Genomic DNA, 22,906 nt, shown 5'->3' with positions numbered 1-22,906 from the left:
GGGAAGCCGCAGCAAAATGGCTTTGTTGAACGCTTTAACGGTTCATTCCGCAGAGAGTTTCTTGATGCCTACTTGTTTGAGAATCTCAGCCAAGTGCGAGATATGGCTTGGTTCTGGCGATTGGATTATAACGAAGAAAGAACCCATGAAAGTCTCGGAAACCTGCCACCGGCAGCTTACCGAGCAAAACTGGAAAATTCTAATTTAGAACTGTGTCATTAACGGGGAAGTGGACACAGGGACCTGAGAAAAGTTATTGAGTTATCTCTTCATCAAGTCGAATGGCAGCAAGAAACAAGTAATGGCGAGTGGGTTCATATTAGAAACACTTCATTGCTGAAAAGTTGGGTTTCAAATTTACCAATCAAATCTATCGAATCAGTTATTGTTACTGACAAATCGTGGTCTAAATCTGCTATACATGATTGGCAGTTTATCAGGGCGAACCTATTAAGTTTAAAAGAAGATTGCTTTTCTCTTTTTATTTCCCAGCACAAGTTTTGGGTTATAGAAGTTAACCTCATAGGTGTCGCTCAGTTTGGCTTATGGCGCTAGGTTACGTAAAAACCTGCTGTAGCCGCTCGCAGGCTCGCTGGGACGCAAACACATGGGCTGCGTCGCTTTGCTCCTAATTTTAGCCCATGTATTTCCGCCCCTAAGTAGGGCGCTGGTATGACTCCTACTGTCAAGTTAAACGAGGGTGTTCAGAGTTCTGTGTCAGCTAATTTTGTCTAGATATCTAAGACATCATCCAAGCGCCCGTCGAAGCGAATCGCCAGTTGAGACAATGTCATATTTCAGTTCTGGATTGGCATTGTCCATTTCAGAAGCATTCATTACCCCAGCATACAAGCCAATTAACAGTTTGATCGGTTTAGCCTCGCTACACTTTTAAGCCTCTTATTAGGGCGCCATTGGCACAAATGCGCCTGTCAGACTTGATTGAATTCTGTTAATTGAACCTAACTGATAAACCTTTATTCACTTCCCCTTTAGCGTGTTAGCAAAAAGAGTTTATGAGTACGCATAAGTACCATAAATAGGTATATTTGTTATTTTAATGTAAATTTATGTAAATGTCGTAACTCGTTGTTTAATTTGCGTTTATTTGTAAACATCAATATTTAAAGCTCAATTATCGAACATTTGTTAATTGAAAATTTATATTTGTATGATTATTCTGCGTTCCAAAATAACTAATAACGGAACGTATCATGCGGTGGATATTTTTAGCGCTTATCAGCGTGAGTGCAGGTGCACTTCTTTGGATTTATCTTGGGCAGCAAGGCCCAAGCACTCACCATAACGCAACAATCGAAACAACCGAGCAGCAACCCCCTGTTGTACAAATATCAATACACAAGCAAGCGGTCACTGAACCGAAAAGCAGTCCTCAACCTTTGCTAAAGACACCAGCGAAGCACGATAAGCATCAGCCTACTGACTTTGGTGTTGCCTCAGTCAATAAGGTGTCGAAAACCGCGCAAGCAAAGCTGCAAGAGGCGGGCGTGATCCCAACCGACTTACGCAATGAAGCCTATGTGGAATTTGACCTAAGCGCGTTGCGTGCTCTTGAGGCCGGTGACACTTTTGAACTGATGATACCGCAAACTCAAGAGAGCTTTGTTGCTGAAGTAAACAACGTCAGTGTCGCTGAAAATGGCGATAGGAGTGTGTTTGGTGCGGTAACAGGGGCAGGGGGACGTTTTCATACCACGGTATTAACTGTTGGAAAAGACGCCGTCTATGGTCAGCTGACAGCTCCCAGTGGCAATTATGTTTTTGAATCAAAAGACGAGCATGGATGGATAGCGGCAAAACGCGATCTTTATCGCCAGCACCAAGAGCAAGAGGTGCATGCAAGTAGTCACCAAGCTGACGCCAACCCGGAAAATTTCAATCCTCAATTTACAACCACCCCCACTAACTAAAAATAAGGGAACAATAATGAAAAAACTCGTAAAATCAGCGCTTATTGCAAGTGCTATGGGTGCGTCAATGGCGCAAGCAGCGACGATTGATATTGGTATTTTGTATACTGATGAAGCAGCTGCGGCTACAGGTAATATTAATACAAAGATTAATCAGTTAATTGCTTTTGCTAATCAGGTTTACAGTCAAAACGGTATTGATCTACAGCTTCGTGTTGCTGGCCAGCAAAACCTAGGTAATTACAGTATCAGCCCCTCAAGCAGTTGGTTGAACTCAGTGACCAATGCTTCGAGTGTTCAAAACCTGCGTAATAGCTGGGGAGCCGATATGATGGCTGTGCTAGGTAAAGGTGCGGGCTCGAATGGTTATATTACCTGCGGTATTGCTTGGGTAGGCCAAGGCAGCAGTGCTTCTGGTAACTTATATGCGTCTACCTCAAACAACATGTATAGCATTACCGCAGTGGACTGTGGAGCAACCACCTTTGTTCATGAACTAGGACATAATCAAGGCTTGGCCCATTCACGCAAACAAGGCGATACCAGTGGCGGTGTGTATGTTGATGGCATGGGTCACGGCGTTGATAATCAATTTGCCAGCATTATGGCCTACCCACATGTATTTGGCAGTGCCACGCAATATGATTACTTTGCCAATCCAAACTGGAGTGTAAACGGTCTGCCTTACGGTATAACTGGGCAAGCGTATGCTTGGAAAACCGTGGAAGCAACGAAAAACAGTATCGCCAACTTTAAATAGTATTCCCCTGAATGAGGAGCACCACTGTGGTGCTCTTTTTTATCACTGCCGTTAATCGCATCAGGTTGCCAATCGTTATCCAAGCGCCCATAGTATTTGGCGAATAATAACAAAAGCCCTAGGCCATAAACGGAGAGCCTCATGAAGTCTATACTTTATACATTTGCAGCACTGAGTGCTTTAGCAGCGCAACCTGCTATGGCTGACGATGAACCCATTGCCATTGCTATCCATGGTGGTGCTGGCACCATCGAAAAAGCCCGTTTCAGTGCGGAGCAAGAAAAAGCCTATCGCGATAAACTCAAGCAGGCGGTTGAAGCCGGCTACCAAGTATTAGCGCAAGGAGGTGAAAGCCTAGATGCCGTCAATGCGGCGATCAACGTACTGGAAGATTCTCCTTATTTTAATGCTGGCAAAGGGGCCGTTTACACCTATGAAGGCACTCATGAGCTCGATGCCTCGATCATGGATGGACGTACGCGCCAAGCTGGTGCCGTAGCTGGAGTAAAGCACATTAAAAACCCTATTAGCTTGGCGCGGTTGGTAATGACGGACTCTGTTCATGTGCTGCTCAGCGGTGCAGGGGCTGAAGCATTTGCTCAGCAGCAGGGGGTGGAGAAGGTTGATAACAGTTACTTTGATACAGAGCATCGTTATGAAGCCTTGCTCAAGGCAAAACAAAAATTAGATAAAGCCAAGCCTGCTAGTCAAGACTACCAAGCTCGTCATCAAGCGTTACCAACATCCTATAAAATGGGTACGGTTGGTGCCGTAGCTTTGGATAAACACGGTAATATGGCAGCGGGTACATCAACAGGAGGCATGACGGCGAAGCGCTTTGGTCGTATTGGTGATTCACCGATCATTGGCGCGGGGACATTCGCCGACAATGAGTCTTGTGCGGTTTCAGCAACCGGCCACGGTGAGTTTTTCATCCGTTATCAAGTAGCGAGCGACATTTGCGCACGTGTGCAATATCAGCAAAAAAGCATAGCGCAGGCGGGTAAAGAAGTTATTTTTGGACCCATGTTTGACGCTGGTGGCACCGGGGGAGTCATCATTGTTGATGGCAAAGGGAACATCAGCATGCCGTTTAATACCAAAGGTATGTATCGCGCTAGCAAGTCATCAACCAGTGACACCTATGTAGCGATTTTTAAAGACGAATAAATCCTTCAAAGATATAAGCAATTTTGTAAACGCCAACTATAGTTAGCTATGTTGGCGTTTACTTATTTGGGGGTGCCTATGCAATCAATCAAAGTCGCTGATTATTACAACCATAGACCAGTAAAATTCAAAGCCACTATGCCGATTGAAACGGCTGTGGAGAGGCTATTACAAAGCGGCCAAACCGGGGGGCCTGTTGTCGACGACCTCGGAACCATCATCGGTTTCGTGTCGGAGCAGGATTGCTTACAACATATGTTGACATCCACTTACCAAAATGAAGCACATACAGTTGTTGGTGATGTCATGACCAAAGAGCCACTGTGTGTGACGCCAGAGGAGAGTGTGATGACACTCGCTGAAAATATGAAAGTTGATAAGCCGAAAATGTACCCGGTCTGTGATGAGCAGGGCAAGTTACTCGGGATTATCACCCGCGCGCACATCCTACTGGCATTAGATAAGCATCTGCATTGTAATTATACGTCCGGACATCGATTTGTTTAGTGTTGCTGTAGGCTCTGACTAATAGCCAAAAAGGCCCAGCCATCGGCATTCAGAGCTTAATACCCGGTACACTTGGCGCGGATAGTTTGCTAAGCTTAGCGACCATTTTTAAGTCGTTAATTAGGGGCCTGAGTGTCAGCAAGCAAGCCGTTGTATGGTAAACTCTCCGAGTGTTTGAAAAAGGATCAGTTTGTATTAAAAAGGCGCCTGCAAGGCGCTGATAAGATTTCCGACTCCGAGAAGCAACAAAGCGTACTAGCCAAAATTGAGCAGGCGATAGAGCACAGCATCAGCCAGCGCACACAACGCCTTGAACAACTGCCAAAACCGCAATTCCCAGCGGCCCTGCCGGTTAGCGATAAACGTGAAGACATAAAAGCGGCAATAGCGAAGCACCAAGTGGTGATTGTCGCCGGTGAAACCGGATCGGGTAAGACGACTCAGCTGCCAAAGATTTGCTTAGAGTTAGGCCGTGGCGTCGAGGGCTTGATTGGCCACACTCAGCCACGTCGGTTAGCCGCTCGCAGTGTGGCGGCGCGTATTGCCGAAGAGCTCCATAGCGAAATCGGCGAAACCGTCGGTTTTAAAATACGCTTTAGCGACCAGGTCAGTGAGCGCAGCTACATTAAGCTAATGACTGACGGTATCTTACTTGCAGAGATACAAAACGACCGCTACCTGAATCAATACGACACTATTATTATCGATGAGGCGCACGAGCGCAGTTTAAACATCGACTTTATCCTTGGCTATTTAAAAAACCTGCTGCCTAAGCGCCCGGATCTAAAAGTCATTATCACCTCAGCGACCATCGATCCAGAGCGTTTTTCTCGTCACTTTAATAACGCCCCAATCATTGAAGTCTCCGGGCGTACATACCCCGTTGAAGTACGTTATCGCCCCTTAACCGAGATACAAGGCGGTGACGACAACCAAGATGAGAATGATCAACTGCAGGGTATTTTTGATGCTGTAGATGAGCTCTACAGCGAAGGCCCAGGGGATATTTTGATTTTCATGAATGGTGAGCGCGAAATTCGGGATACCGCCGATGCCTTGAGCAAGCGCAACTTAAAGCATACCGAAGTGCTGCCTTTGTATGCGCGATTATCCAATGCCGAACAAAATCGCATATTCCACCCCGGTAATAAACGCCGTATTGTGCTCGCCACGAATGTGGCTGAAACCTCACTGACGGTGCCTGGGATCCGCTATGTCATAGACCCAGGCACTGCGCGTATTAGCCGCTATAGTTACCGCACTAAAGTCCAGCGCCTACCTATTGAGGCGGTGTCGCAAGCCAGTGCCAATCAACGTAAGGGCCGATGTGGCCGGGTTGAGGCGGGGGTGTGTATACGTTTATACAGCGAAGAGGACTTTCTTGGTCGTCCAGAATTTACTGACCCAGAAATTCTGCGTACTAACTTGGCGTCGGTCATTCTGCAAATGCTGGGACTGGGCCTAGGTGATATTAGCCAGTTCCCCTTTGTACAGCCGCCGGATAGTCGCAACATCAACGATGGTGTGCGCCTGCTTGAAGAGCTTGAGGCAGTGCAAGCGAGCAAACATAAAGGGCGGACCAAGCTCACTAAGTTGGGACGCGACTTAGCGCGCTTGCCACTGGACCCTCGGTTAGCGAAGATGGTGCTTAGTAGTGTCTCCATGGGGGCGATGCGTGAAGTGATAGTGATAGCGGCGGCGTTAGCCATTCAAGACCCCAGAGAGCGCCCGCAAGAGAAAAAAGCCAAGGCCGATGAGCTGCATGCGCGCTTCGATGATGAGCATTCTGATTTCATCGCGTTTTTGAATTTGTGGCACTATCTCGAGCAGCAACAGCAAGCGCTCACCAACAATCAGTTCCGCAGGTTATGCCAAAAAGAGTTCTTGGCTTATATGCGTATTCGAGAGTGGCAAGATATTGTTTATCAAGTCACGACAATATGTAATGAAATGGGCCTAAAGGACAGTAACAATGAGCCTGAACATGAGGCGATACATCAGGCGCTGTTGAGCGGGTTACTCAGCCATATAGGCCAAAAAGACGAAAAAAATGCGTTTTATCAAGGCGCACGCAACAGTCAGTTTCATATTTTCCCAGGCTCCAACCTGTTTAAAAAGCGCCCCAAATGGGTGATGTCTGCCGAGCTGGTGGAAACCTCCAAGTTATATGCTCGCATCAATGCCAAAATTGATGTGAGTTGGCTGGCACCCCTAGCACAGCATTTGGTGAAACGCAGTTACAGCGAGCCGCACTGGCAGAAAAAAGCCGGCGCGGTGATCGCCTTTGAACAACAAACTCTGTATGGCCTCACTATCGTGGCGCGTAAGCGCAGTCAGTACGATAAAATTGACCCGGCCCTTAGCCGAGAAATATTTATTCGCACGGCCCTGGTCGAGCAAGAGCTAGGCGCCAGTGAAGCGTTTTTGCAAGTTAACCGTGAGCTTATCGAAGAAGTTCAAGATTTAGAAAACAAGGCACGCCGACGCGATATTCTAGTGGATGAGCAAGCCCTGTTTGATTTCTATGACCAGCACATCCCTAGTGATATATGTAATCGTGTTAGCTTCTTGAAGTGGTACAAAGAACAAAAGCGTCACAACAAACGCTTTTTGTTCATGTGCAAAGAAGACCTGATGCAGCACGGGGCCACTGAGATCACGGCGGATAACTACCCGGATGTGTGGATGCAAGGTAACCTAGTGCTGCCGTTGCAATATAACTTTGAACCCGGGCAAGACGTTGATGGGGTGGCGGTGCAAATTCCCTTGGCACTGCTCAACCAAGTCAGCGGCGAAGGTTTTGATTGGCATATTCCGGCGCTGCGCCATGAGTTGGTGTGCGCTCTTATCAAATCATTACCGAAAACCCAACGTCGCAACTTTGTGCCGGCACCGAATTACGCGGACGCGGTGCTCAGCTCTGTAGAGCCACTGCAAGGGTCGTTGCGTGAGGCGCTGGCGCTGCGCCTATTTCGCATGACCGGAGCCAAAGTGGACGCTGAGGACTTTGATACTAGCGCCTTGGATGAGCACCTGCGCATGGCGTTTGAAGTGCGTGATGATAAGGGTAAGTTAGTGGCCCGTGGTTATGACTTAGAGGCCTTAAAAGCACAACTTGCGGATAAAGTGAGTAATACTCTATCGCAGGTCGCGGATAAGGGCATTGAGCGCGACGGCTTAGTAGAATGGCAATTTGACTCTTTACCCCAGTCCTATGTGAAAAAACAGGGCCAATACGAGGTCAAAGCCTTTGTTGCCTTGGTCGACAAAAAAGACAGCACGGCGATTGAGCTATTCGATTCACCAAGCAAAGCATCTGCAGCGCACCAGATGGGTCTGCGACGCATGGTGCTTTTGAATATTCCTTCGCCAATTAAGTATTTGCAGCAGAATTTACCGAATAAAGCCAAACTAGGTTTGTATTTTAACCCCTTTGGTAAAGTGCAATTGCTGATTGATGATTGTATCGCCGCTGGGGTTGATAAGCTTCTGGAGCAATGCGGGGAAATCCGAGACGCTGAAGCGTTTAATAAAGCCAAAGACTTTATTCGCGGCGAACTGGGCGACACTGTGGTGGCGATTGCCTTGCAAGTGGAGCAGGTGTTGAGCCTGGCCCACGGTATTCACAAGCGTATGCGTGGCAAAGTGGACTTAACCATGATCACCGCCCACGGTGATATTAAAAGTCAATTGGAAAGCCTGGTCTTTAAAGGCTTCGTTAGCCATCATGGGGCGCATAAAATGGCCGATTTATGCCGTTATATGAAAGCCATAGATAAACGTTTGGAAAAACTACCGGTGGACCCTAACCGCGACCGTTTGTGTACCCTTGAGCTGGATAAAGTAGCGCAGGCGTACCATAAGTGTTTGGCCAAACACCCTAAAGGTGAGCCCCAGCCGCCGGCCTTGCAAGCGCTGTTTTGGATGCAGCAAGAGCTACGTGTATCGTTATTTGCGCAAACACTGGGGACCCCTTATCCGGTTTCGGCAAAACGGGTGTTGAACGCAATTAATGACTATCTCGCCGAGAGTTAACTTGCATTCGCGCTAAGCTGAGGTAACTTTATATTATTAGAGTGATTCAGGTGCTCGCCGACAAGGATAGGGAATAAGTTGAATAATCACGGCAAAGCTAAGCTATTAGTAGTCGATGACGAATATTTTAATTTTACACTGTATGCTCAAGCACTTGGTCAACAGTACCAATTGCAGTATGTTGATTCGGGCAAGCAGTGCCTGAACGAGGCCATCAATCAGCACCCGGACGCCATTATGCTCGATGTGTGTATGCCGGGGCTTGATGGCTTCGACACCTGTCGTATGTTAAAAAACACCCCAGAAACGCAAGATATTCCGGTGTTAATGATCTCCGGACTCGAATCCCCCCATGCCAAGCAACAAGGGTACGCAGCTGGCTGTGATGCCTACTTCGTAAAACCCCTATCTTTCAACGAGTTATTGGATAGCTTGCAAACCCTTATTTAATCCGAGTATGCTGCCTATAGCAACACATGTTTTGCTCGTTTAGATGGGCTTTGTGATGCGACCCCAACTGCGGCATGCGTAGGTAGTGATAGGCCTGCGATCGGCTGCTGTAAAGCACAAAAGGAGAACAACAATGCTTTATGACGACGATAAGCGCGGCTTTATGCGCATGATGGTGAATGCGCAAGCAAAGCTTGAGGTATCACACAATGATAAATATTTGCAGTTAACGGCAACCTGCCGCGACTTGAGCGCCACTGGTATGCAGTTACTGGTTGATGAACCTATCGACCCGGGCGCCACGGTAAAAGTGGATATCAACTCACCCGATGGTTCGGTGCCGCCACTTAAAGCGCTGACCCAGGTCGTGCGTTGTACGCAAGACGACCAGGGACAGTACTGCATTGGCGTGGAAATGCTCGATATTAATTAAGATAAAGCGTTAATACACTTTGCAGATCAGCCCCTTGAGGTAAAAGCCTTCAGGGTAAGCGCCTCCGATAGGGTGATCGGCGGCCTGATTTAAGCGCTCGACAATGAGTAACTCTCTATTGGCGTCTAGGGCAGCATCGGCGACCACTTTTTGAAATAAGTTTTGCTCCATGAGTCCTGAACACGAAAATGTCAGTAAAGTGCCGCCTGGCTTAAGCAGCTGCATCGCCAACATATTGATATCCTTATAGCCTCGGCATGCGCCGTTGAGCTGCGCCTTAGAGTCGGCAAACTTGGGTGGATCCATGACGATGGTATCAAAGGTGCGTCCTTCGCTGCGGTATTCACGAAGTAGCTTAAATACGTCTTGTTTGACAAACTCAGCGCGTCCTAAGTCTAAGTCATTGTGCTGTACATTGCGTTTGGCAATATCAAGGGCTTGCTGTGATACATCGACATTGATCACCTTAGAGCAGCCACCGCGCAAGGCATATAAACCAAACGTGCCGGTGTAACAAAAGCAATTTAATACTTCCTTGTCTTTGGAGAAGCGCTCTAGGGCGGCGCGGCTGTCTCGTTGGTCGAGATAAAAGCCGGTTTTATGGCCTTGCAGAATATCTACCTCGCAGGTGAGGCCATTTTCTTTTATCAACACCGGGTGCTCTGGCGCCGTGCCAGATAGCACGCCGGTTGTTGGCGCTAATCCTTCTTTTTTACGCACCTCGACATCTGAGCGTTCGTAAACATGACAAGAAGGGAACAGTTCCACTAACGCGGCGACTATCTCACCTTTGTGACGCTCTGCACCGGCACTTAACAACTGACAGACTAAGTAGTTATCAAATTTATCTATTGTTACTCCAGGAAGGCCGTCAGATTCACCGGCACACAGGCGGAAACCGGTTAACTGGCCTTCGTCAATAGTATGCTGGCGGGCATCAAGGGCCCGAGCTAAACGGCGGTAGAAGAACGCCTGGTCGATAGATTCTTTCTCGTCAAAGCTCCATACCCGAGCGCGAATTTGTGACTGTGGGCTATAAGCGGCCGTAGCCAAGTATGTTCCCTGACTGTCGTAAACGGTGACCGTGTCACCTAGGCCGAGGTTGCCTTTGGTTTTCTTAATTGCTTTTGAAAAGATCCACGGGTGTTTACGTTTCAGTGATTTTTCGCGTCCTGCTTGAAGATAAATCGCACCGGCCATTGAGCCTCCTAATAATTCCTAGAGTGAGTATGTTGAAGCTGCTGTGCACTGAGGCAGTTGAATACCCACCGCAAGGCATGTTGACACGCTAGGTCGTTGGTTTGAGAGGCGCTATTCTAGGCATCTTAAGGCGCTTTCTCAAATTAATTTTGCCAATAGCCGATGAGTGATTTATTGTCATCACATAAACTCTTAATAATGAATACTATGCAAGAAATCGAACAACAATGTCGCGATTTTATTCTCAGTTGCGGTAGCGCCGACTCAGCCCATGACATTACGCATATTGAACGCGTTGTGCAGGTGGCGAAAACTTTGTGTGAACAGGAGCATGCCAAGATTGAAGTGGTGTTGCCTGCGGCGTGGCTGCACGATTGTGTTGCGGTGGCGAAAAACCATCCGGACAGAGCGAAGGCATCGACCATGGCAGCCGACAAGGCGTTAAGCTTTTTGCACAGTATCCATTATGACAGTCGCTATTTCGATGCTATTCACCATGCTATTGTCGCCCATAGCTTTAGTGCCAATGTCACACCCACCACTTTAGAGGCGCAAATAGTACAAGATGCCGACCGTATGGATGCCCTTGGCGCAGTGGGAGTGAGTCGCTGCATGAAAGTAGGCGGGGCGATTTGTCGTGGCCTATACCACCCCCAGGATCCGTTTTGTAAGAACCGCCAAGCTGATGACAGTAAATACACCCTTGATCACTTTTTTGTGAAGTTATTGCACATAGGTCAGAGCATGAACACGGCCAGTGCTCGATATGAAGCACATAAGCGCACGCAGTACATGCACGATTTCTTACGCCAACTGGGCGAAGAGATAGGTATTGCCTATGAGTAACCCACCGTTATTGCGTGGCGTACACCATTGCCATATACAAGTGCATGATATTGAGGTTGCATTGGCGTTTTATCGTCAAGTAATGGGTTTTGATATCGTCTCCGAGCTGGCTTTTTGGTTTGAACAGCAACACGATGGACCGCTTATGCTGCAAGATCAGGCAAAGTCGATTTGCTTGGCTTTATTTGTTGGTGATAAAAAAAGCAACGGCATCGCGTTTCGTTGCGATGCGTTAGCCTTTGTGCACTGGCAACAGCACCTGCACGATTGCGATATCAAGGTCACGCGAGCCGAACATCAGGTATCTTGGTCATTGTACTTTCGTGATCCCAGCGGCAATGTCCATGAAATTACCTGTTATGAATATGAGGCCGTTGCAGAGCTGCTCTAGCTTGGATATTGTGCTTTAACAGCAAGAATATCGTCTAGGCAGTCCATAAAAATATCCACCAGTTCGGGGTCAAAGTGCTTGCCTTTCTCTTCTTGAAGTAACTGCACGGCTTTGTCGGTAGGCCAAGGTTCTTTGTATGGCCGCTTCGAAGTTAGTGCGTCGAATACATCGGCAATGGCACATATACGGCCCTCTATGGAGATCTCTTCGCCCTGTAAGCCATTTGGGTAGCCGTTGCCATCAAAGCGCTCATGGTGCTCAAGGGCAAGTCGGTGGGCAAGTTGGATTAATGCAGAACTTGAGCCTGCCAAGATATCCGCACCAATGCTGGCATGAGTTTGCATTTGCCGGTATTCGTCTTGATCCAAGCGCCCAGGTTTAAGAAGAATATTATCGGGGATACCGATTTTGCCAATATCATGCATTGGCGCCGCAAGCAGCAACGACTCGGCATGAGCCTCATTAAAGCCATAAGCGCGCGCGATGATGTGGCAATAACGACTCATACGAATTATGTGTTGTCCGGTTTCATTGTCTTTGTATTCGGCTGCATGACTCAGGCGTTGGATCAATTCAAGTTGCGCGGCTTTGAGTAAGTCAGCTTGCACTAAAGACAAATGATTTTTAACCCGCGCTTTGACGATTGCTGGGCTGATTGGCTTAGTAATGTAATCAACCGCGCCTTTGGCAAAGCCTTGCGTTTCATCAACTTCGTCTTGCATGGCGGTCACAAAAATAACCGGAATAGCCTGTGTACTTGGCCGTTGCTTTAACTGTTCACATACTTCAAAGCCAGACATATCTGGCATCATAACATCAAGCAAAATGAGCGCGGGTTGCTTGCTATGAGCTAATTCCAAAGCTTGAGGCCCTGATTTTGCAAATATAAGGCGATAGTCGTTTCCTAATACTTGATTTAAAACCTTAAGGTTCGTCGGCTCATCATCTACAGCTAGGAGAGTCGGCTTTTGTGTCTCAATCATGTTGCACACTCTGCAGTTGCTCAAGTAATTGCTCAATAGCGACTTTTGCCGCCGCAAACTCGAATTCGTTAATGAGATTCGCGATATCCATTACTTGTTTATGCCATTGTTGTGGCGTTGCCGCAATAAGTTGTTCACTGTGTTCACTATCATATTCAAAGTTATCGCATAACTGCGCAACCTCTCGCAATAATTGCTTAAAGTCCTCATCGCTATGGTGACTTCTCACGACTTTGCTAGGCGCGTCAGTGTGGTTTTGCAGATATTGATAGAGCTCATCAATACAGCTGAATAGGGCAAACCGATGAGGGTCTTGAACCTGCTTTTGTCGTTCAATCGACTTTAACGTATCGGCTAATTTGGGCAGGGCTAGATTACCGGCTAATCCTTTTAATGTATGCACGTCAACAAGCTGATCGGCGCTGAGCTGATCATACTTACTCAGTGTTCGCAGCTGCTCATTGCGCTGCCTATAGAAGTGCTTTAGTTCCTTGAGGTAATGCGCTTTTGAACCCCATAGCTCCGCTCCTTGGGTTTCGTTGACCAGCTGTTGGCTGTCGTGGGCGGTGGCGTTAGTTTGTGCGAATACATGTGCAGCCAAATCGATATCGAGAACGCGGGCTATTTCCGTTAGTAAATCGCTCAGCACCACAGGTTTGCTGGCAAAGCCGTCCATTCCAGCGGCTTTAGCCGCTTCACGGTCACTGCCCATGACACTGGCCGTTAAAGCAATAACGGGCGTTGTAGCAACCTCGTTGTGCTGCTCATATTGACGCAATTGTCGGGTTGCTTGGAGACCATCACACTTGGGCATATGAATATCCATCAACACAATGTCATAACTATTACTTGTGGCCAGTTGCACTGCTTGCTCGCCGTCATCAGCTGCCTCAACTTGATGACCGAGTTTAGTTAGGCGTAGTTGCAGTAGCTCGCGGTTTTGCGGTACATCATCAGCCACCAGTATTCGCAATTTAGGCATTTCGCTAAGTGGGGTCAATGAGCTCTGCTCATTGACGTGCTCGCCCGCTACCTGTTTTAGGGGCAGGGTAAAGTAAAATGTACTGCCTTGGCCCAAGGTGCTGGTGACGCCTATATCCCCGCCCATAAGTTGTACGAGCTGGCGGCTAATGGTAGTGCCTAGACCGGTGCCGCCAAAACGCCGCGTGGTACTGTCGTCTGCTTGCTCGAAAGGATTGAAAATAGCACTCACCCGCTCGGGGGCGATACCAATGCCAGTATCAACCACCTCAAAATAGACACCTTGATTATCGCCGCGAACATTGATGGTGACACTGCCTTGCTCGGTAAATTTTACTGCGTTACCGATTAAGTTGACTAATACTTGACGTAAGCGCTGCGGATCGCCGCGATAGTGCTCACCGAGATTACTATCCATATTCAGGGCAACCGAGAGCTGCTTATGTTCAGCACTGTGATAAAAGCTGGAGACCACAGAGTCGACGAGAGCCAGCAAGTTAAAGGGCACTGACTCAATACTCACTTTACCTTGCTCAAGCTTGGCCGAGTCTAAAATATCATTGAGTAAATGCAATAAAGAGCGTGCAGATTGCAATACGTTGGTGAGTTGCTGACGCTGCTGTTTATTCAATGGGCTATCTAGCAGCACTTCAGAGAAGCCAATGATGGAGTTCATGGGCGTGCGTATTTCATGACTCATATTGGCTAAAAAGGCTTGCTTTGTCTCCGCCGCAGCTTCGGCTTTCTCTTTCGCTTTTACAAGCTCTTGCTCCATTTGTTGGCGCTCACTGATATCGACCAATACGCCTGCAATGAAAAGCTCTTCTCCTTCGGTATGCTCAAATGTTCCCTTATCAATCACCCATTTACGGCTGCCATCGCGACACTGTATTTGGTATTCAAAAGAATAGTGTTTTTTTCCTTGTGCAAGTGCGCTGTATATTTGCTCGCGCACATAGTCGCTATGCTGCGCAGAGATAAGCATGTCAAAGTTAACACTGCCGTCGATAAACTGCTGGTCATCATAGCCGGTTAATTGTTTTACGATGGGGCTAATGTAGAGCATGCTCCAATGCTTATCTAAACGGCAGCGAAAAGCCACGCCGGGCATATTAGTTAACAAAGTGCGATAATGACGCTCTTGTTGGGCAAGCTGATTTTGCATCGCCTTTTGTGCGCTCAAGTCAGTAATAAAACCTACAAACATGCGCTTTTGTCCGGGAATAGCGACTTCACCAACCCCCAGACGAATGGGGATCAGCGCGCCATTTTTATGTTCGGCGTTGACCTCACGTCCAGAACCAATAATGTTTTTAATGCCGGTACTTTGGTAGGCACTTAAGTAATTATCGTGTTGATTGGCGATCTCTTGTGGCATCAGCATTTTTACGTTTTCGCCAATCACTTCATCGCGATGATACCCGAGTATACGTTCAGCTCCGGCGTTGAAGCTCAGGACTTGGCCTTTCGCACTAATGGTAATAATGCCATCGACGGCGGTATTGAGGACCGCTTCAAGGCGTGATTGAGTGATAAGTTGTTGCTGAAGGGCCAAGCGATAGCGCATCACACTGTGCAATAAAGTAATGAGACCGCTGAGCAAGAGGCTTACAATAGCAATACTCAGAGCGAGATCGGTTACATGGCTATTATCGGTGAGCTGACTGTACACTGGGGATTGGGCCACAAATCGTGCCGCTTGCATCCCGGTATAATGCATGCCAGAGACTGCGCAGCCCATAACAATGGCGCTGAGAATACGATAACCGGTTTGCCCTAGAGTGCTGCGTCCTGTGGGTTGTAAATATAAATGAGCGGCTAGGCCGAGCCATGCGAGAATAACCGCCACTAATACAGAGACAACAAACCAAAGTGGGTCATAGCCTAGCATCGGCCCTAGGCGCATGGCGGCCATCCCCGTGTAATGCATAATCCCTATGCCAGCGCCCAACAGCAGGGCACTGAGCGCAAGCTTGGCTCGAGATAGATTGTTGGTACTGAGTAAATGGAACCCTAAGGCGGTGGCTAAAAAGACAGGGATGAATGACACCACCGTCACTGTGAAATCATAGTCGACGCTGACGCATAGGCTAAATGCCAGCATCCCGATAAAGTGCATGCTCCACACGCCAGCGGCAAAAGCGGCGGCACTTGCAGGCAGTGCCATGCGATAAAATGGGGAGTGGCGTTGTTGTTGAGCAAACTCCCTTAATTGCAGTGCAAAGAAAGATGTAAAAATAGCAATAGTGACCGAAAGTAACACTAAGGCCCAATCATAGCTGCCATTGACCAGCAATTCGGGAGCAGGGTCGGTGATAAAAAATTGAGAAAGCATAAAGTACTTCGATACTCCAACAACGGATGCCAAGTAGCAATCACAGCCTAGCACACTGAAAAACCACGTGTCGCGCACTAAAGTGAAAGCCCCTGTATCTTACAATAACACTGATTGTTCTATCAGCGCAGCGACGGCTGAGTTTATTTATTTATGAGTGCGCTGCAAGCTTACCCAAGGGCGTAATTACGGTATCATATTAGTAGCGCTGCAAAGGATGTACTTAATGTTAGCACAATGTTTGGCAAACTCTTTTAGTTCAAGTAATTACAACAAAGGTTTAATATGAGTAGGCAATATGATGTGCACTACAGCCGTCGACGAACGCTCGCTTTGGTGGTCAAAAATCAACAAGTGAGTGTGAAAGCGCCTTATGGGGCATGTCGTGATTTCATTGCAGACTTCGTTGAGAGCAAACAGGCGTGGATAAACAAACAATTACATAAGCAATCTGATATTGAAGCGGCTAGGTATAACCCTTGGCTACATCGTCGCATTATGCTTTTCGGTCAATTACGTGCAATAGAGGTAAGCGAGAGTTCACTTAAGCAGACAGATAACCAAACGATACACATCGTAATCAGTAAGCGAGTGAAGCATCGCCAGCGCTATTTTAATCAACAGCTATTGGCACTGATGCACGATGAATTATCTGATCACTTATCGGCCCGCATAATGCAGTGGCAAAAGGTGATGAATATCGCCGCTAACGGCATTAGCGTTAAAGTGTACAAGCGTCGTTGGGGCAGTTGCGATTCGCGCGGTGAGTTATGTTTTAATACCTTGTTGGCAGGAGCTCCGCATTGGGTTATTGACTATGTCATTGTTCACGAGCTGGCGCACCGGGTACATATGGATCACAGCCATCAATTTTGGGCACTGGTTAATGGCTACTACGAGCATACTGACCAAGCGCGATTATGGCTTAAAGAGAATGCACATCTGTTGGATTTTGTACGATAAGAAAGTGGTGGAGGGAGCTGGATTCGAACCAGCGAAGGCAATGCCGTCAGATTTACAGTCTGATCCCTTTGGCCGCTCGGGAACCCCTCCGATAGAATGATGTGTGTTGTTAAGTGGTGGAGGGAGCTGGATTCGAACCAGCGAAGGCAATGCCGTCAGATTTACAGTCTGATCCCTTTGGCCGCTCGGGAACCCCTCCTAAACAACGGCGGCGATAATAGCAAACTCAGTGTCCAAGTAAAGAAAAAAACTAAAGAAAGCTGAAAAAAGGCCGATAACTGCTTAGAAGTAATTCAGGTTGAATAAAGTTTATGCAAGTTAAGCCCATCATTCGTAACGAACTACAAATGGACTCGCAATTATGTCGCAGTGTCCATGAGGCCCGTCGTGGGGACTTTGCTTGGCTGTTAGCATCATTATCAGCAGATGCACTCGATTTTGCCCAGTTTCACCTTCCCAAATCGGAACTAGAATCTCACCAAGTGGATGAGCAGCAGTTGCGATTGCAATTAGGCGCTGCGCCTGCAAAACCAACGGCATTACCGGATTACCACATAGATAGAACTCAGCATGACAGGGCATTATTGGCGCAAAGCTCAATGACAACTCTGCGATTAAAAGAGTGTCTAACCCCCGAGCCTTTGGCAGTGCGAGACGACAAAACCTATGTTCCACTACCTATAATTGATAATTGCGATCCGAGCGTACAGGCAAAACATCATCGCCAATATGAGCCACTGAACGAGCCGCAAATGGATAGTGCAGCCTTTTACGATCAACTTGTGGATATGAATAAGTCCTCGTCTTTAGCACACGCGTAGTGGCCTGCGCATATCAGGGTGTAATAGTGGGTGCGAGCAGGGTGCAATAGCAGGTGCGAGCCAAGGGGTTCTTGTACTAATTAAGCGAATACCTAAAGCTGCCACTGGGCGGCGGCATCACATCAAGACATACAGCATTTTTTGAATTTATTGCCACTTAAGCATGGGCAGGGATCGTTGCGTTTAAGCTTTACGTCAGCGGCTTCAAACAACCGCCCGCTGTCGTATTTCCACTGGTGGTGGCGTTGAATGAACTGTGAACGTTCATGAATACAGTGAAGGGTGTCAGCAATGATGTAAAAAGCCTTAAATTCAACATAGGCCAAAGCATCGCCAGGCTCATAATCCATTATCTGTAAGCGCACAAAACGCGCAGCTTGGGCAAATTCAGCCACTTCCTCTCTGGGGTTTTGTTCTAGGGCTTTCTCTGAGCAGGTAAAACATAAGTAATCAATAGCTTGTTCACAAAATGCACTATAACGAGAGCGCATCAGGCTCTGGGCGTCGGGGGCATCAATAGCTCTACTTACAAACCGGCCGCAGCAATCAGCAAAAGGCTGCGGCAATCCACAATGGCACATCGCATTTTCTAACTACAAGGAATCACGCCACTATATTAGCAGACTTGTAACTGCGAGGGCACAGTTGTTTGTTCGCTGGCGTTATGCTCGGTAGTGAAACAGTAAAGCTGTGCTTTAGCTTGGTGGGTATTGAGTTGTAAGGCTTCGAGTTGCTGCTGTTTTAAAATATCCGTCCAGGTGATCACCGCCGCAAAACGGCCATTTTGCAGCGCACAATTAAGCATGTATTCCATATCAACAACATGTTTAGCCCGAATTACCAGCAATTTATTCGTGTCGATAGAGCAAGCGTCCAATAGGTGGCGGCTAGGCACATTGTCAGGGGCGACTAATAGCGTCCAGCCATTATTTTGATTGTAGCGATGAACGATTTTAAGCATCTCAAATGTTGCAGAGATCTCATCCTCAGTTTTTACGATATTGATCACATTAGGGTTATCTTGCTGATAGCTTTTAACATGACGAACACTTGCTGTATGTAACATAATTGCCTCGCTGTGGATTTTGTGAACCATATACAGTGTTTTATACAGTATATGTATACAGTAGTTTATACAGTTATTCAGTGCAAGTTTTTTTGTTTCTTTTTTAAACGTCTTGTTTGTTGCTTTAAACGCTTAGCGATACCGAAGAAGCTAAAGCTGTATTTCGGTGCCAATATTGCTGCGTAAACATGCGGTCATTTGTCCGCATTTATGCTAGTATCCGCCGCTTCTATTTTACGTATCACTGTTTACTCCTATGTTCGAAAGACTGTTCAAAATAAAATCGCATGGAAGCTCCGTTAAGCGCGAGGTTATCGCAGGACTCACGACCTTTATCACCATGGTGTACATCGTGTTTGTCAACCCGGCAATGCTAGCAGAGGCGGGAATGGACCAAGGGGCAGCATTTGTAGCGACCTGTATTGCTGCTGCTATCGGTTGCTTTATTATGGGTTTTTGGGCGAATTATCCGTTGGCATTAGCGCCAGGCATGGGCTTAAATGCATTTTTTACCTACGGCGTAGTATTAGGTATGGGTTACACCTGGCAGGCGGCTTTAGCGGCGGTGTTTATGTCGGGGTGTATTTTTTTAGCGTTGAGCCTATTTAAGGTCAGAGAATGGATAATCAATGCCATTCCACTGGTACTTAAGCGCGCTATTGCCACGGGGATTGGCGCTTTTCTGGCGCTCATTGCACTGAAAAACGCGGGTATTGTTGTTGCCAGTCCAGCCACGCTCGTTCAGATGGGTGATATTACCAGCAGTGGGCCTTTGCTCGCTATCCTGAGCTTTTTCGTAATAGCGGCGTTGTTGTATCGTGATATCAAAAGCGGCGTATTGATCAGTATTATGTTGGTTACAGGCATTGCGTTATCCCTGGGGCTGGTTGAATATCAAGGGGTGATCTCAGCGCCACCGTCCATCGCTCCTACCTTTATGCAATTAGATTTTGCCTCGGCGTTAGAGTTATCCATGCTCAGTGTCATTTTCGCATTCTTGTTTGTGGATTTGTTCGACACCTCAGGCACCTTAGTGGCGGTAACGCAAAAAGCGGGATTGGCCGATGAGCAAGGGCGTATGCCACGTTTGGGTCGAGCACTGAGTGCCGATAGTACGGCGACAATTGCTGGCTCCATGCTTGGCACCTCTACGACCACTTCCTACATTGAGTCGGTATCCGGTGTGTCAGTGGGTGGGCGTACAGGCTTAACAACTGTGGTGGTGGGCTGTTGCTTCCTACTGATGATGTTTTTTGCTCCTTTGGCAGCCATGGTTCCAGCTTATGCAACAGCGGGTGCGATTTTGTATGTCTCGGTGCTCATGCTGCAAAACCTTAAGCTGGTTGATTGGGATGATATGACAGATGCGATTCCAGTTGCTGTGGTGCTGTTGATGACGCCGTTAACTTTTTCCATTGCCCACGGCATTGCCCTTGGCTTTATCGCTTATACGGCGGTGAAATTAGTGTGTAATAAGGCGGCGGAGATTAGCTTGAGTGTGTGGATTCTAACAGTACTATTTTTGCTTAAGTTCATGTTTTTATCTTAGTAAGCAAGGTCATATATAACAGCTAAAAAGGCACAGCTATGACGCTGTGCCTTTATTTTTTGTATGAGCCAACGAGCTTCAAAAAACCAGTCTCTATTGTCACTTGTCGCTCCTTGACGTCGTACTTCGTAGTTGTACTTTAGCACACTCAGAAGCATGGCTAGCCCTGCGTACTGGCGCAGCATTATGGAGAGTTTGGTTTTGGGTGTTCGCACACACAGCTGGATGGTATGTATGGCTCAATGATTGAAGGTAGTGGGCAGATTTTGCGTAAGGTATTTACCCTGCATGGCCCGGTACAGGCAGCAGATAGGCGATGTTTGATATCGGCCTATCTGTTATAGCTTGATTTACGCTGTTACCACTTTTTCTTTGGCGCGAATAACACATCCAAATCGTCTTTTTCTTCCTCTTCGCGTTTTTTACGGGCGGAGGCGTTAGAGGCTTTCAACTCAGAGCTGATCTCGTTGAGATAATCCTCAAGCTGATTTTTCTTATTCGTGACATAGTCGTCGCTGTAATTCAGGGCGGTAATTGTGGCATACGCCTTTTCGAAATACTGCCGTGCCGAGCCAACCATATTAGCGTTTCTTGCAGCCACGCCGCGCTTAATTTGGCTTTCAATATTTATCTTTAATTGCAGGCGCTCAAAGGTTTTGTCTTCTTGCATAAACACAGGGGTATCGATTTTGCCCTTGCTGTGTTCAGAGCGCATGATGGTGCGCAGCTTCTTTATTCCCTGTATCAATGAAATAAGCTGTTTATCATGATCGGGAAGAACAAAGTTCTCGCCCATATTGGCGCTCTCATCAACGCCACTGGTTAAGCGAGTTTTTGCATCATTAAGCCGAGATTTAAGCTCTTTCGAGGAGGGTGACAACTCAACCATGGCGGCAAGCGCATCGTGAATTCGACGATAAAGAATCATCATCACATTATTAGATAACGGGATATTGACACTGTTGACCAGCACTTCTTCCGTCTCTTCTATTATTTTTTTCTGCTTTGCGAGCTCTTGGCGGCGCTGAGCTTCTTGCTTTTCTTTATGCTGTTGCACTGCACTTACCCAAACCGCAATAACGATAAGCGCGACAATTAACATAATAATGATAGAGACTATCATACCCCGATTCTCTTACTCATTGAGTTGCCCAATTACCACCCATCTTAACCGAAAGAACCTAGGTTGGGGTAGTAATACACGTTAAATTCATGAAATAACATTAAATAAAATAAGAGTATAGGAGAACATCGCAGCCTTGAACATAAATCAACAGTACCGAGACATAATTAAATGTGCTAGCCTAGCTAATTGCAATAGCTAAAATGTATAAGAAGATGGGCTCAAGGTGTTGATTTGCCTTCCCATTCACCAGGAAGATTAGGGTCTAGGCCACTGCGTATAACGCCTGGTGCAATCGCAAGTAAAATAATAATAGAAAGTAACAACGACCATGAAACTACAGCAGCTAAAGTATATTGTTGAGGTGCTTAATCATAACCTCAATGTATCCGCCACAGCGGAGAGTCTTTATACTTCGCAGCCCGGTATCTCCAAACAAGTACGTATGTTGGAAGACGAATTAGGGGTGCAAATTTTTGGACGCAGTGGTAAGCACCTGACGCACGTAACCAGTGCCGGTAAAGACATTATCAATATTGCTCGTGAGATTCTCTCCAAAGTCGAGGGAATTAAGGCTGTAGCCAATGAGCATACCTTGCCAGACCAAGGTAAACTTAATATTGCCACCACCCACACTCAAGCGCGTTATGCTTTGCCGGAAGTCATTCAAGGCTTTATGAAAAAGTACCCGGCGGTTTCATTGCATATGCATCAAGGTACGCCGCAGCAAATCTCTGATGCAGCGGCACGTGGAGATGCTGATTTTGCTATTGCAACAGAAGCCTTACACTTGTATTCCGACTTAGTGATGTTGCCTTGCTATCACTGGAATCGCAGTATTGTGGTGGCGAAAACTCACCCGCTGGCGCAAAAAGCCGATAACCTTAGTATTGCTGATGTTGCTGAGTTTCCGCTGATCACTTATGTGTTTGGCTTTACGGGTCGCTCAGAACTAGACAAAGCGTTCAATGCTCAGGGGTTAGAGCCCCATATAGTCTTCACCGCCACCGATGCGGACGTTATAAAAACCTATGTACGTTTAGGTTTGGGCGTCGGGGTGGTCGCCTCGATGGCTGTTGATGAAATCACCGATAAAGATTTAGTGTGCATTGATGCCAGCCACTTATTTGAGGCTAGCACGACCAAAATCGGCTTCCGTAAAGGAACGTTTTTGCGTGGCTACATGTATGACTTCATTGAGCGTTTCGCGCCGCACTTGACCAAAGATCGGGTTGAAAAAGCCTGCTTATTACGTAATCAAGATGACGTCGATGCGATGTTTGAAAGCATTGAGTTGCCAGTGCGCTAAGTGATCAGTGATATGATATGAAAAAAGGCGCCTGTTGGCGCCTTTCTTTTGTG

The 22,906-nt window shown here is 47.1% G+C and carries 20 protein-coding genes and 2 tRNA genes; 14 read left to right on the top strand and 8 right to left on the bottom strand.

The window, feature by feature from the left end; genetic code table 11:
* From W04_RS16195 to W04_RS16160, 8 genes are all read left to right on the top strand, one after another.
* Window positions 1-222 (top strand): integrase core domain-containing protein (locus W04_RS16195; protein WP_157576501.1); only part of this gene is annotated, 222 nt, incomplete at its 5' end.
* A gap of 992 nt (window positions 223-1,214) precedes the next feature.
* Complete coding sequence (locus W04_RS19130) at window positions 1,215-1,931, top strand: hypothetical protein (protein WP_231658182.1); 717 nt, start codon at window positions 1,215-1,217, stop codon at window positions 1,929-1,931.
* A 16-nt stretch (window positions 1,932-1,947) separates the two neighbouring features.
* Complete coding sequence (locus W04_RS16185) at window positions 1,948-2,691, top strand: reprolysin-like metallopeptidase (RefSeq protein WP_022944030.1); 744 nt, start codon at window positions 1,948-1,950, stop codon at window positions 2,689-2,691.
* A gap of 141 nt (window positions 2,692-2,832) precedes the next feature.
* Window positions 2,833-3,861, top strand: a complete 1,029-nt coding sequence (locus tag W04_RS16180) for an isoaspartyl peptidase/L-asparaginase family protein (protein ID WP_053911595.1) — start codon at window positions 2,833-2,835, stop codon at window positions 3,859-3,861.
* 48 nt (window positions 3,862-3,909) lie between these two features.
* Complete coding sequence (locus W04_RS16175) at window positions 3,910-4,368, top strand: CBS domain-containing protein (RefSeq protein WP_022944032.1); 459 nt, start codon at window positions 3,910-3,912, stop codon at window positions 4,366-4,368.
* 132 nt (window positions 4,369-4,500) lie between these two features.
* On the top strand, window positions 4,501-8,403 hold the full coding sequence (hrpA, locus tag W04_RS16170; RefSeq protein ID WP_053911594.1) for an ATP-dependent RNA helicase HrpA: 3,903 nt from the start codon (window positions 4,501-4,503) through the stop codon (window positions 8,401-8,403).
* 78 nt (window positions 8,404-8,481) lie between these two features.
* Complete coding sequence (locus W04_RS16165; protein WP_022944034.1) at window positions 8,482-8,853, top strand: PleD family two-component system response regulator; 372 nt, start codon at window positions 8,482-8,484, stop codon at window positions 8,851-8,853.
* Window positions 8,854-8,986: 133 nt separating this feature from the next.
* Window positions 8,987-9,286 carry a PilZ domain-containing protein gene (locus tag W04_RS16160; RefSeq protein ID WP_022944035.1) on the top strand — a complete coding sequence of 100 codons (300 nt, stop codon included), beginning with the start codon at window positions 8,987-8,989 and terminating at the stop codon, window positions 9,284-9,286.
* Window positions 9,287-9,295: 9 nt separating this feature from the next.
* Here W04_RS16160 and W04_RS16155 read toward each other — a convergent pair whose 3' ends face one another.
* Window positions 9,296-10,486 (bottom strand): class I SAM-dependent rRNA methyltransferase, encoded by a 1,191-nt coding sequence (locus tag W04_RS16155; protein ID WP_053911593.1) that lies wholly within the window; start codon window positions 10,484-10,486, stop codon window positions 9,296-9,298.
* Window positions 10,487-10,693: 207 nt separating this feature from the next.
* Between W04_RS16155 and W04_RS16150 the strand changes: the two genes are divergently transcribed.
* Complete coding sequence (locus tag W04_RS16150) at window positions 10,694-11,332, top strand: HD domain-containing protein (protein WP_373432708.1); 639 nt, start codon at window positions 10,694-10,696, stop codon at window positions 11,330-11,332.
* Entirely contained in the window at window positions 11,325-11,723 is a 399-nt protein-coding gene (locus W04_RS16145; protein ID WP_053911591.1) for a VOC family protein, read from the top strand. The genes W04_RS16150 and W04_RS16145 overlap by 8 nt, the downstream gene beginning before the upstream one ends.
* Here the strand turns inward: W04_RS16145 and W04_RS16140 are convergent.
* Entirely contained in the window at window positions 11,720-12,706 is a 987-nt protein-coding gene (locus tag W04_RS16140; RefSeq protein WP_053911590.1) for a two-component system response regulator, read from the bottom strand. The genes W04_RS16145 and W04_RS16140 overlap by 4 nt on opposite strands.
* Window positions 12,699-16,022 (bottom strand): MHYT domain-containing protein, encoded by a 3,324-nt coding sequence (locus W04_RS16135; RefSeq protein WP_053911589.1) that lies wholly within the window; start codon window positions 16,020-16,022, stop codon window positions 12,699-12,701. Before W04_RS16135 ends, W04_RS16140 begins: the two co-directional genes overlap by 8 nt.
* A gap of 285 nt (window positions 16,023-16,307) precedes the next feature.
* On the opposite strand from W04_RS16135, the gene W04_RS16130 reads away from it, so the two are divergent.
* Complete coding sequence (locus W04_RS16130; protein WP_053911588.1) at window positions 16,308-16,985, top strand: M48 family metallopeptidase; 678 nt, start codon at window positions 16,308-16,310, stop codon at window positions 16,983-16,985.
* Between the two features lie 5 nt (window positions 16,986-16,990).
* Here W04_RS16130 and W04_RS16125 read toward each other — a convergent pair.
* Window positions 16,991-17,075, bottom strand: a tRNA-Tyr gene (locus W04_RS16125).
* A gap of 24 nt (window positions 17,076-17,099) precedes the next feature.
* Window positions 17,100-17,184 (bottom strand) — tRNA-Tyr (locus tag W04_RS16120).
* 112 nt (window positions 17,185-17,296) lie between these two features.
* Here W04_RS16120 and W04_RS16115 point away from each other — a divergent pair.
* Entirely contained in the window at window positions 17,297-17,806 is a 510-nt protein-coding gene (locus W04_RS16115; RefSeq protein ID WP_053911587.1) for a VC2046/SO_2500 family protein, read from the top strand.
* A gap of 122 nt (window positions 17,807-17,928) precedes the next feature.
* Here the strand turns inward: W04_RS16115 and W04_RS16110 are convergent, their stop codons facing one another.
* Window positions 17,929-18,297: a YchJ family metal-binding protein gene (locus W04_RS16110; RefSeq protein WP_171035428.1), complete on the bottom strand. Its 369-nt coding sequence runs from the start codon at window positions 18,295-18,297 to the stop codon at window positions 17,929-17,931.
* 125 nt (window positions 18,298-18,422) lie between these two features.
* The gene (locus tag W04_RS16105; protein WP_026110985.1) at window positions 18,423-18,872 is read right to left on the bottom strand and encodes a SulA-like leucine-rich domain-containing protein; all 450 of its coding nucleotides are present in this window, start codon (window positions 18,870-18,872) and stop codon (window positions 18,423-18,425) included.
* A gap of 256 nt (window positions 18,873-19,128) precedes the next feature.
* Between W04_RS16105 and W04_RS16100 the strand changes: the two genes are divergently transcribed.
* Window positions 19,129-20,421 carry an NCS2 family permease gene (locus tag W04_RS16100; RefSeq protein ID WP_053911585.1) on the top strand — a complete coding sequence of 431 codons (1,293 nt, stop codon included), beginning with the start codon at window positions 19,129-19,131 and terminating at the stop codon, window positions 20,419-20,421.
* Between the two features lie 358 nt (window positions 20,422-20,779).
* Here the strand turns inward: W04_RS16100 and W04_RS16090 are convergent, their stop codons facing one another.
* On the bottom strand, window positions 20,780-21,544 hold the full coding sequence (locus tag W04_RS16090) for a hypothetical protein (RefSeq protein WP_022944047.1): 765 nt from the start codon (window positions 21,542-21,544) through the stop codon (window positions 20,780-20,782).
* Window positions 21,545-21,875: 331 nt separating this feature from the next.
* Between W04_RS16090 and cysB the strand changes: the two genes are divergently transcribed.
* Window positions 21,876-22,853, top strand: a complete 978-nt coding sequence (cysB, locus tag W04_RS16085) for an HTH-type transcriptional regulator CysB (protein ID WP_022944048.1) — start codon at window positions 21,876-21,878, stop codon at window positions 22,851-22,853.
* Window positions 22,854-22,906 lie beyond the last annotated feature (53 nt).

The sequence above is a fragment of the Pseudoalteromonas sp. SW0106-04 genome, from assembly GCF_001293805.1.
Classification (GTDB): domain Bacteria; phylum Pseudomonadota; class Gammaproteobacteria; order Enterobacterales; family Alteromonadaceae; genus Pseudoalteromonas; species Pseudoalteromonas ruthenica.
This window is presented reverse-complemented; position numbering and strand designations above follow the sequence as displayed.

Excerpts from the sequence above, each read along its gene's own strand:
- W04_RS19130 (WP_231658182.1), top strand. The coding sequence starts at position 1,215 with ATGCGGTGGATATTTTTAGCGCTTATCAGCGTGAGTGCAGGTGCACTT.
- W04_RS16185 (WP_022944030.1), top strand. The coding sequence starts at position 1,948 with ATGAAAAAACTCGTAAAATCAGCGCTTATTGCAAGTGCTATGGGTGCG.
- W04_RS16180 (WP_053911595.1), top strand. The coding sequence starts at position 2,833 with ATGAAGTCTATACTTTATACATTTGCAGCACTGAGTGCTTTAGCAGCG.
- W04_RS16175 (WP_022944032.1), top strand. The coding sequence starts at position 3,910 with ATGTTGGCGTTTACTTATTTGGGGGTGCCTATGCAATCAATCAAAGTC.
- W04_RS16160 (WP_022944035.1), top strand. The coding sequence starts at position 8,987 with ATGCTTTATGACGACGATAAGCGCGGCTTTATGCGCATGATGGTGAAT.
- W04_RS16155 (WP_053911593.1), bottom strand. The coding sequence starts at position 10,486 with ATGGCCGGTGCGATTTATCTTCAAGCAGGACGCGAAAAATCACTGAAA.
- W04_RS16150 (WP_373432708.1), top strand. The coding sequence starts at position 10,694 with ATGCAAGAAATCGAACAACAATGTCGCGATTTTATTCTCAGTTGCGGT.
- W04_RS16145 (WP_053911591.1), top strand. The coding sequence starts at position 11,325 with ATGAGTAACCCACCGTTATTGCGTGGCGTACACCATTGCCATATACAA.
- W04_RS16140 (WP_053911590.1), bottom strand. The coding sequence starts at position 12,706 with ATGATTGAGACACAAAAGCCGACTCTCCTAGCTGTAGATGATGAGCCG.
- W04_RS16135 (WP_053911589.1), bottom strand. The coding sequence starts at position 16,022 with ATGCTTTCTCAATTTTTTATCACCGACCCTGCTCCCGAATTGCTGGTC.
- W04_RS16130 (WP_053911588.1), top strand. The coding sequence starts at position 16,308 with ATGAGTAGGCAATATGATGTGCACTACAGCCGTCGACGAACGCTCGCT.
- W04_RS16115 (WP_053911587.1), top strand. The coding sequence starts at position 17,297 with ATGCAAGTTAAGCCCATCATTCGTAACGAACTACAAATGGACTCGCAA.
- W04_RS16110 (WP_171035428.1), bottom strand. The coding sequence starts at position 18,297 with ATGCGCTCTCGTTATAGTGCATTTTGTGAACAAGCTATTGATTACTTA.
- W04_RS16105 (WP_026110985.1), bottom strand. The coding sequence starts at position 18,872 with ATGTTACATACAGCAAGTGTTCGTCATGTTAAAAGCTATCAGCAAGAT.
- W04_RS16100 (WP_053911585.1), top strand. The coding sequence starts at position 19,129 with ATGTTCGAAAGACTGTTCAAAATAAAATCGCATGGAAGCTCCGTTAAG.
- W04_RS16090 (WP_022944047.1), bottom strand. The coding sequence starts at position 21,544 with ATGATAGTCTCTATCATTATTATGTTAATTGTCGCGCTTATCGTTATT.
- cysB (WP_022944048.1), top strand. The coding sequence starts at position 21,876 with ATGAAACTACAGCAGCTAAAGTATATTGTTGAGGTGCTTAATCATAAC.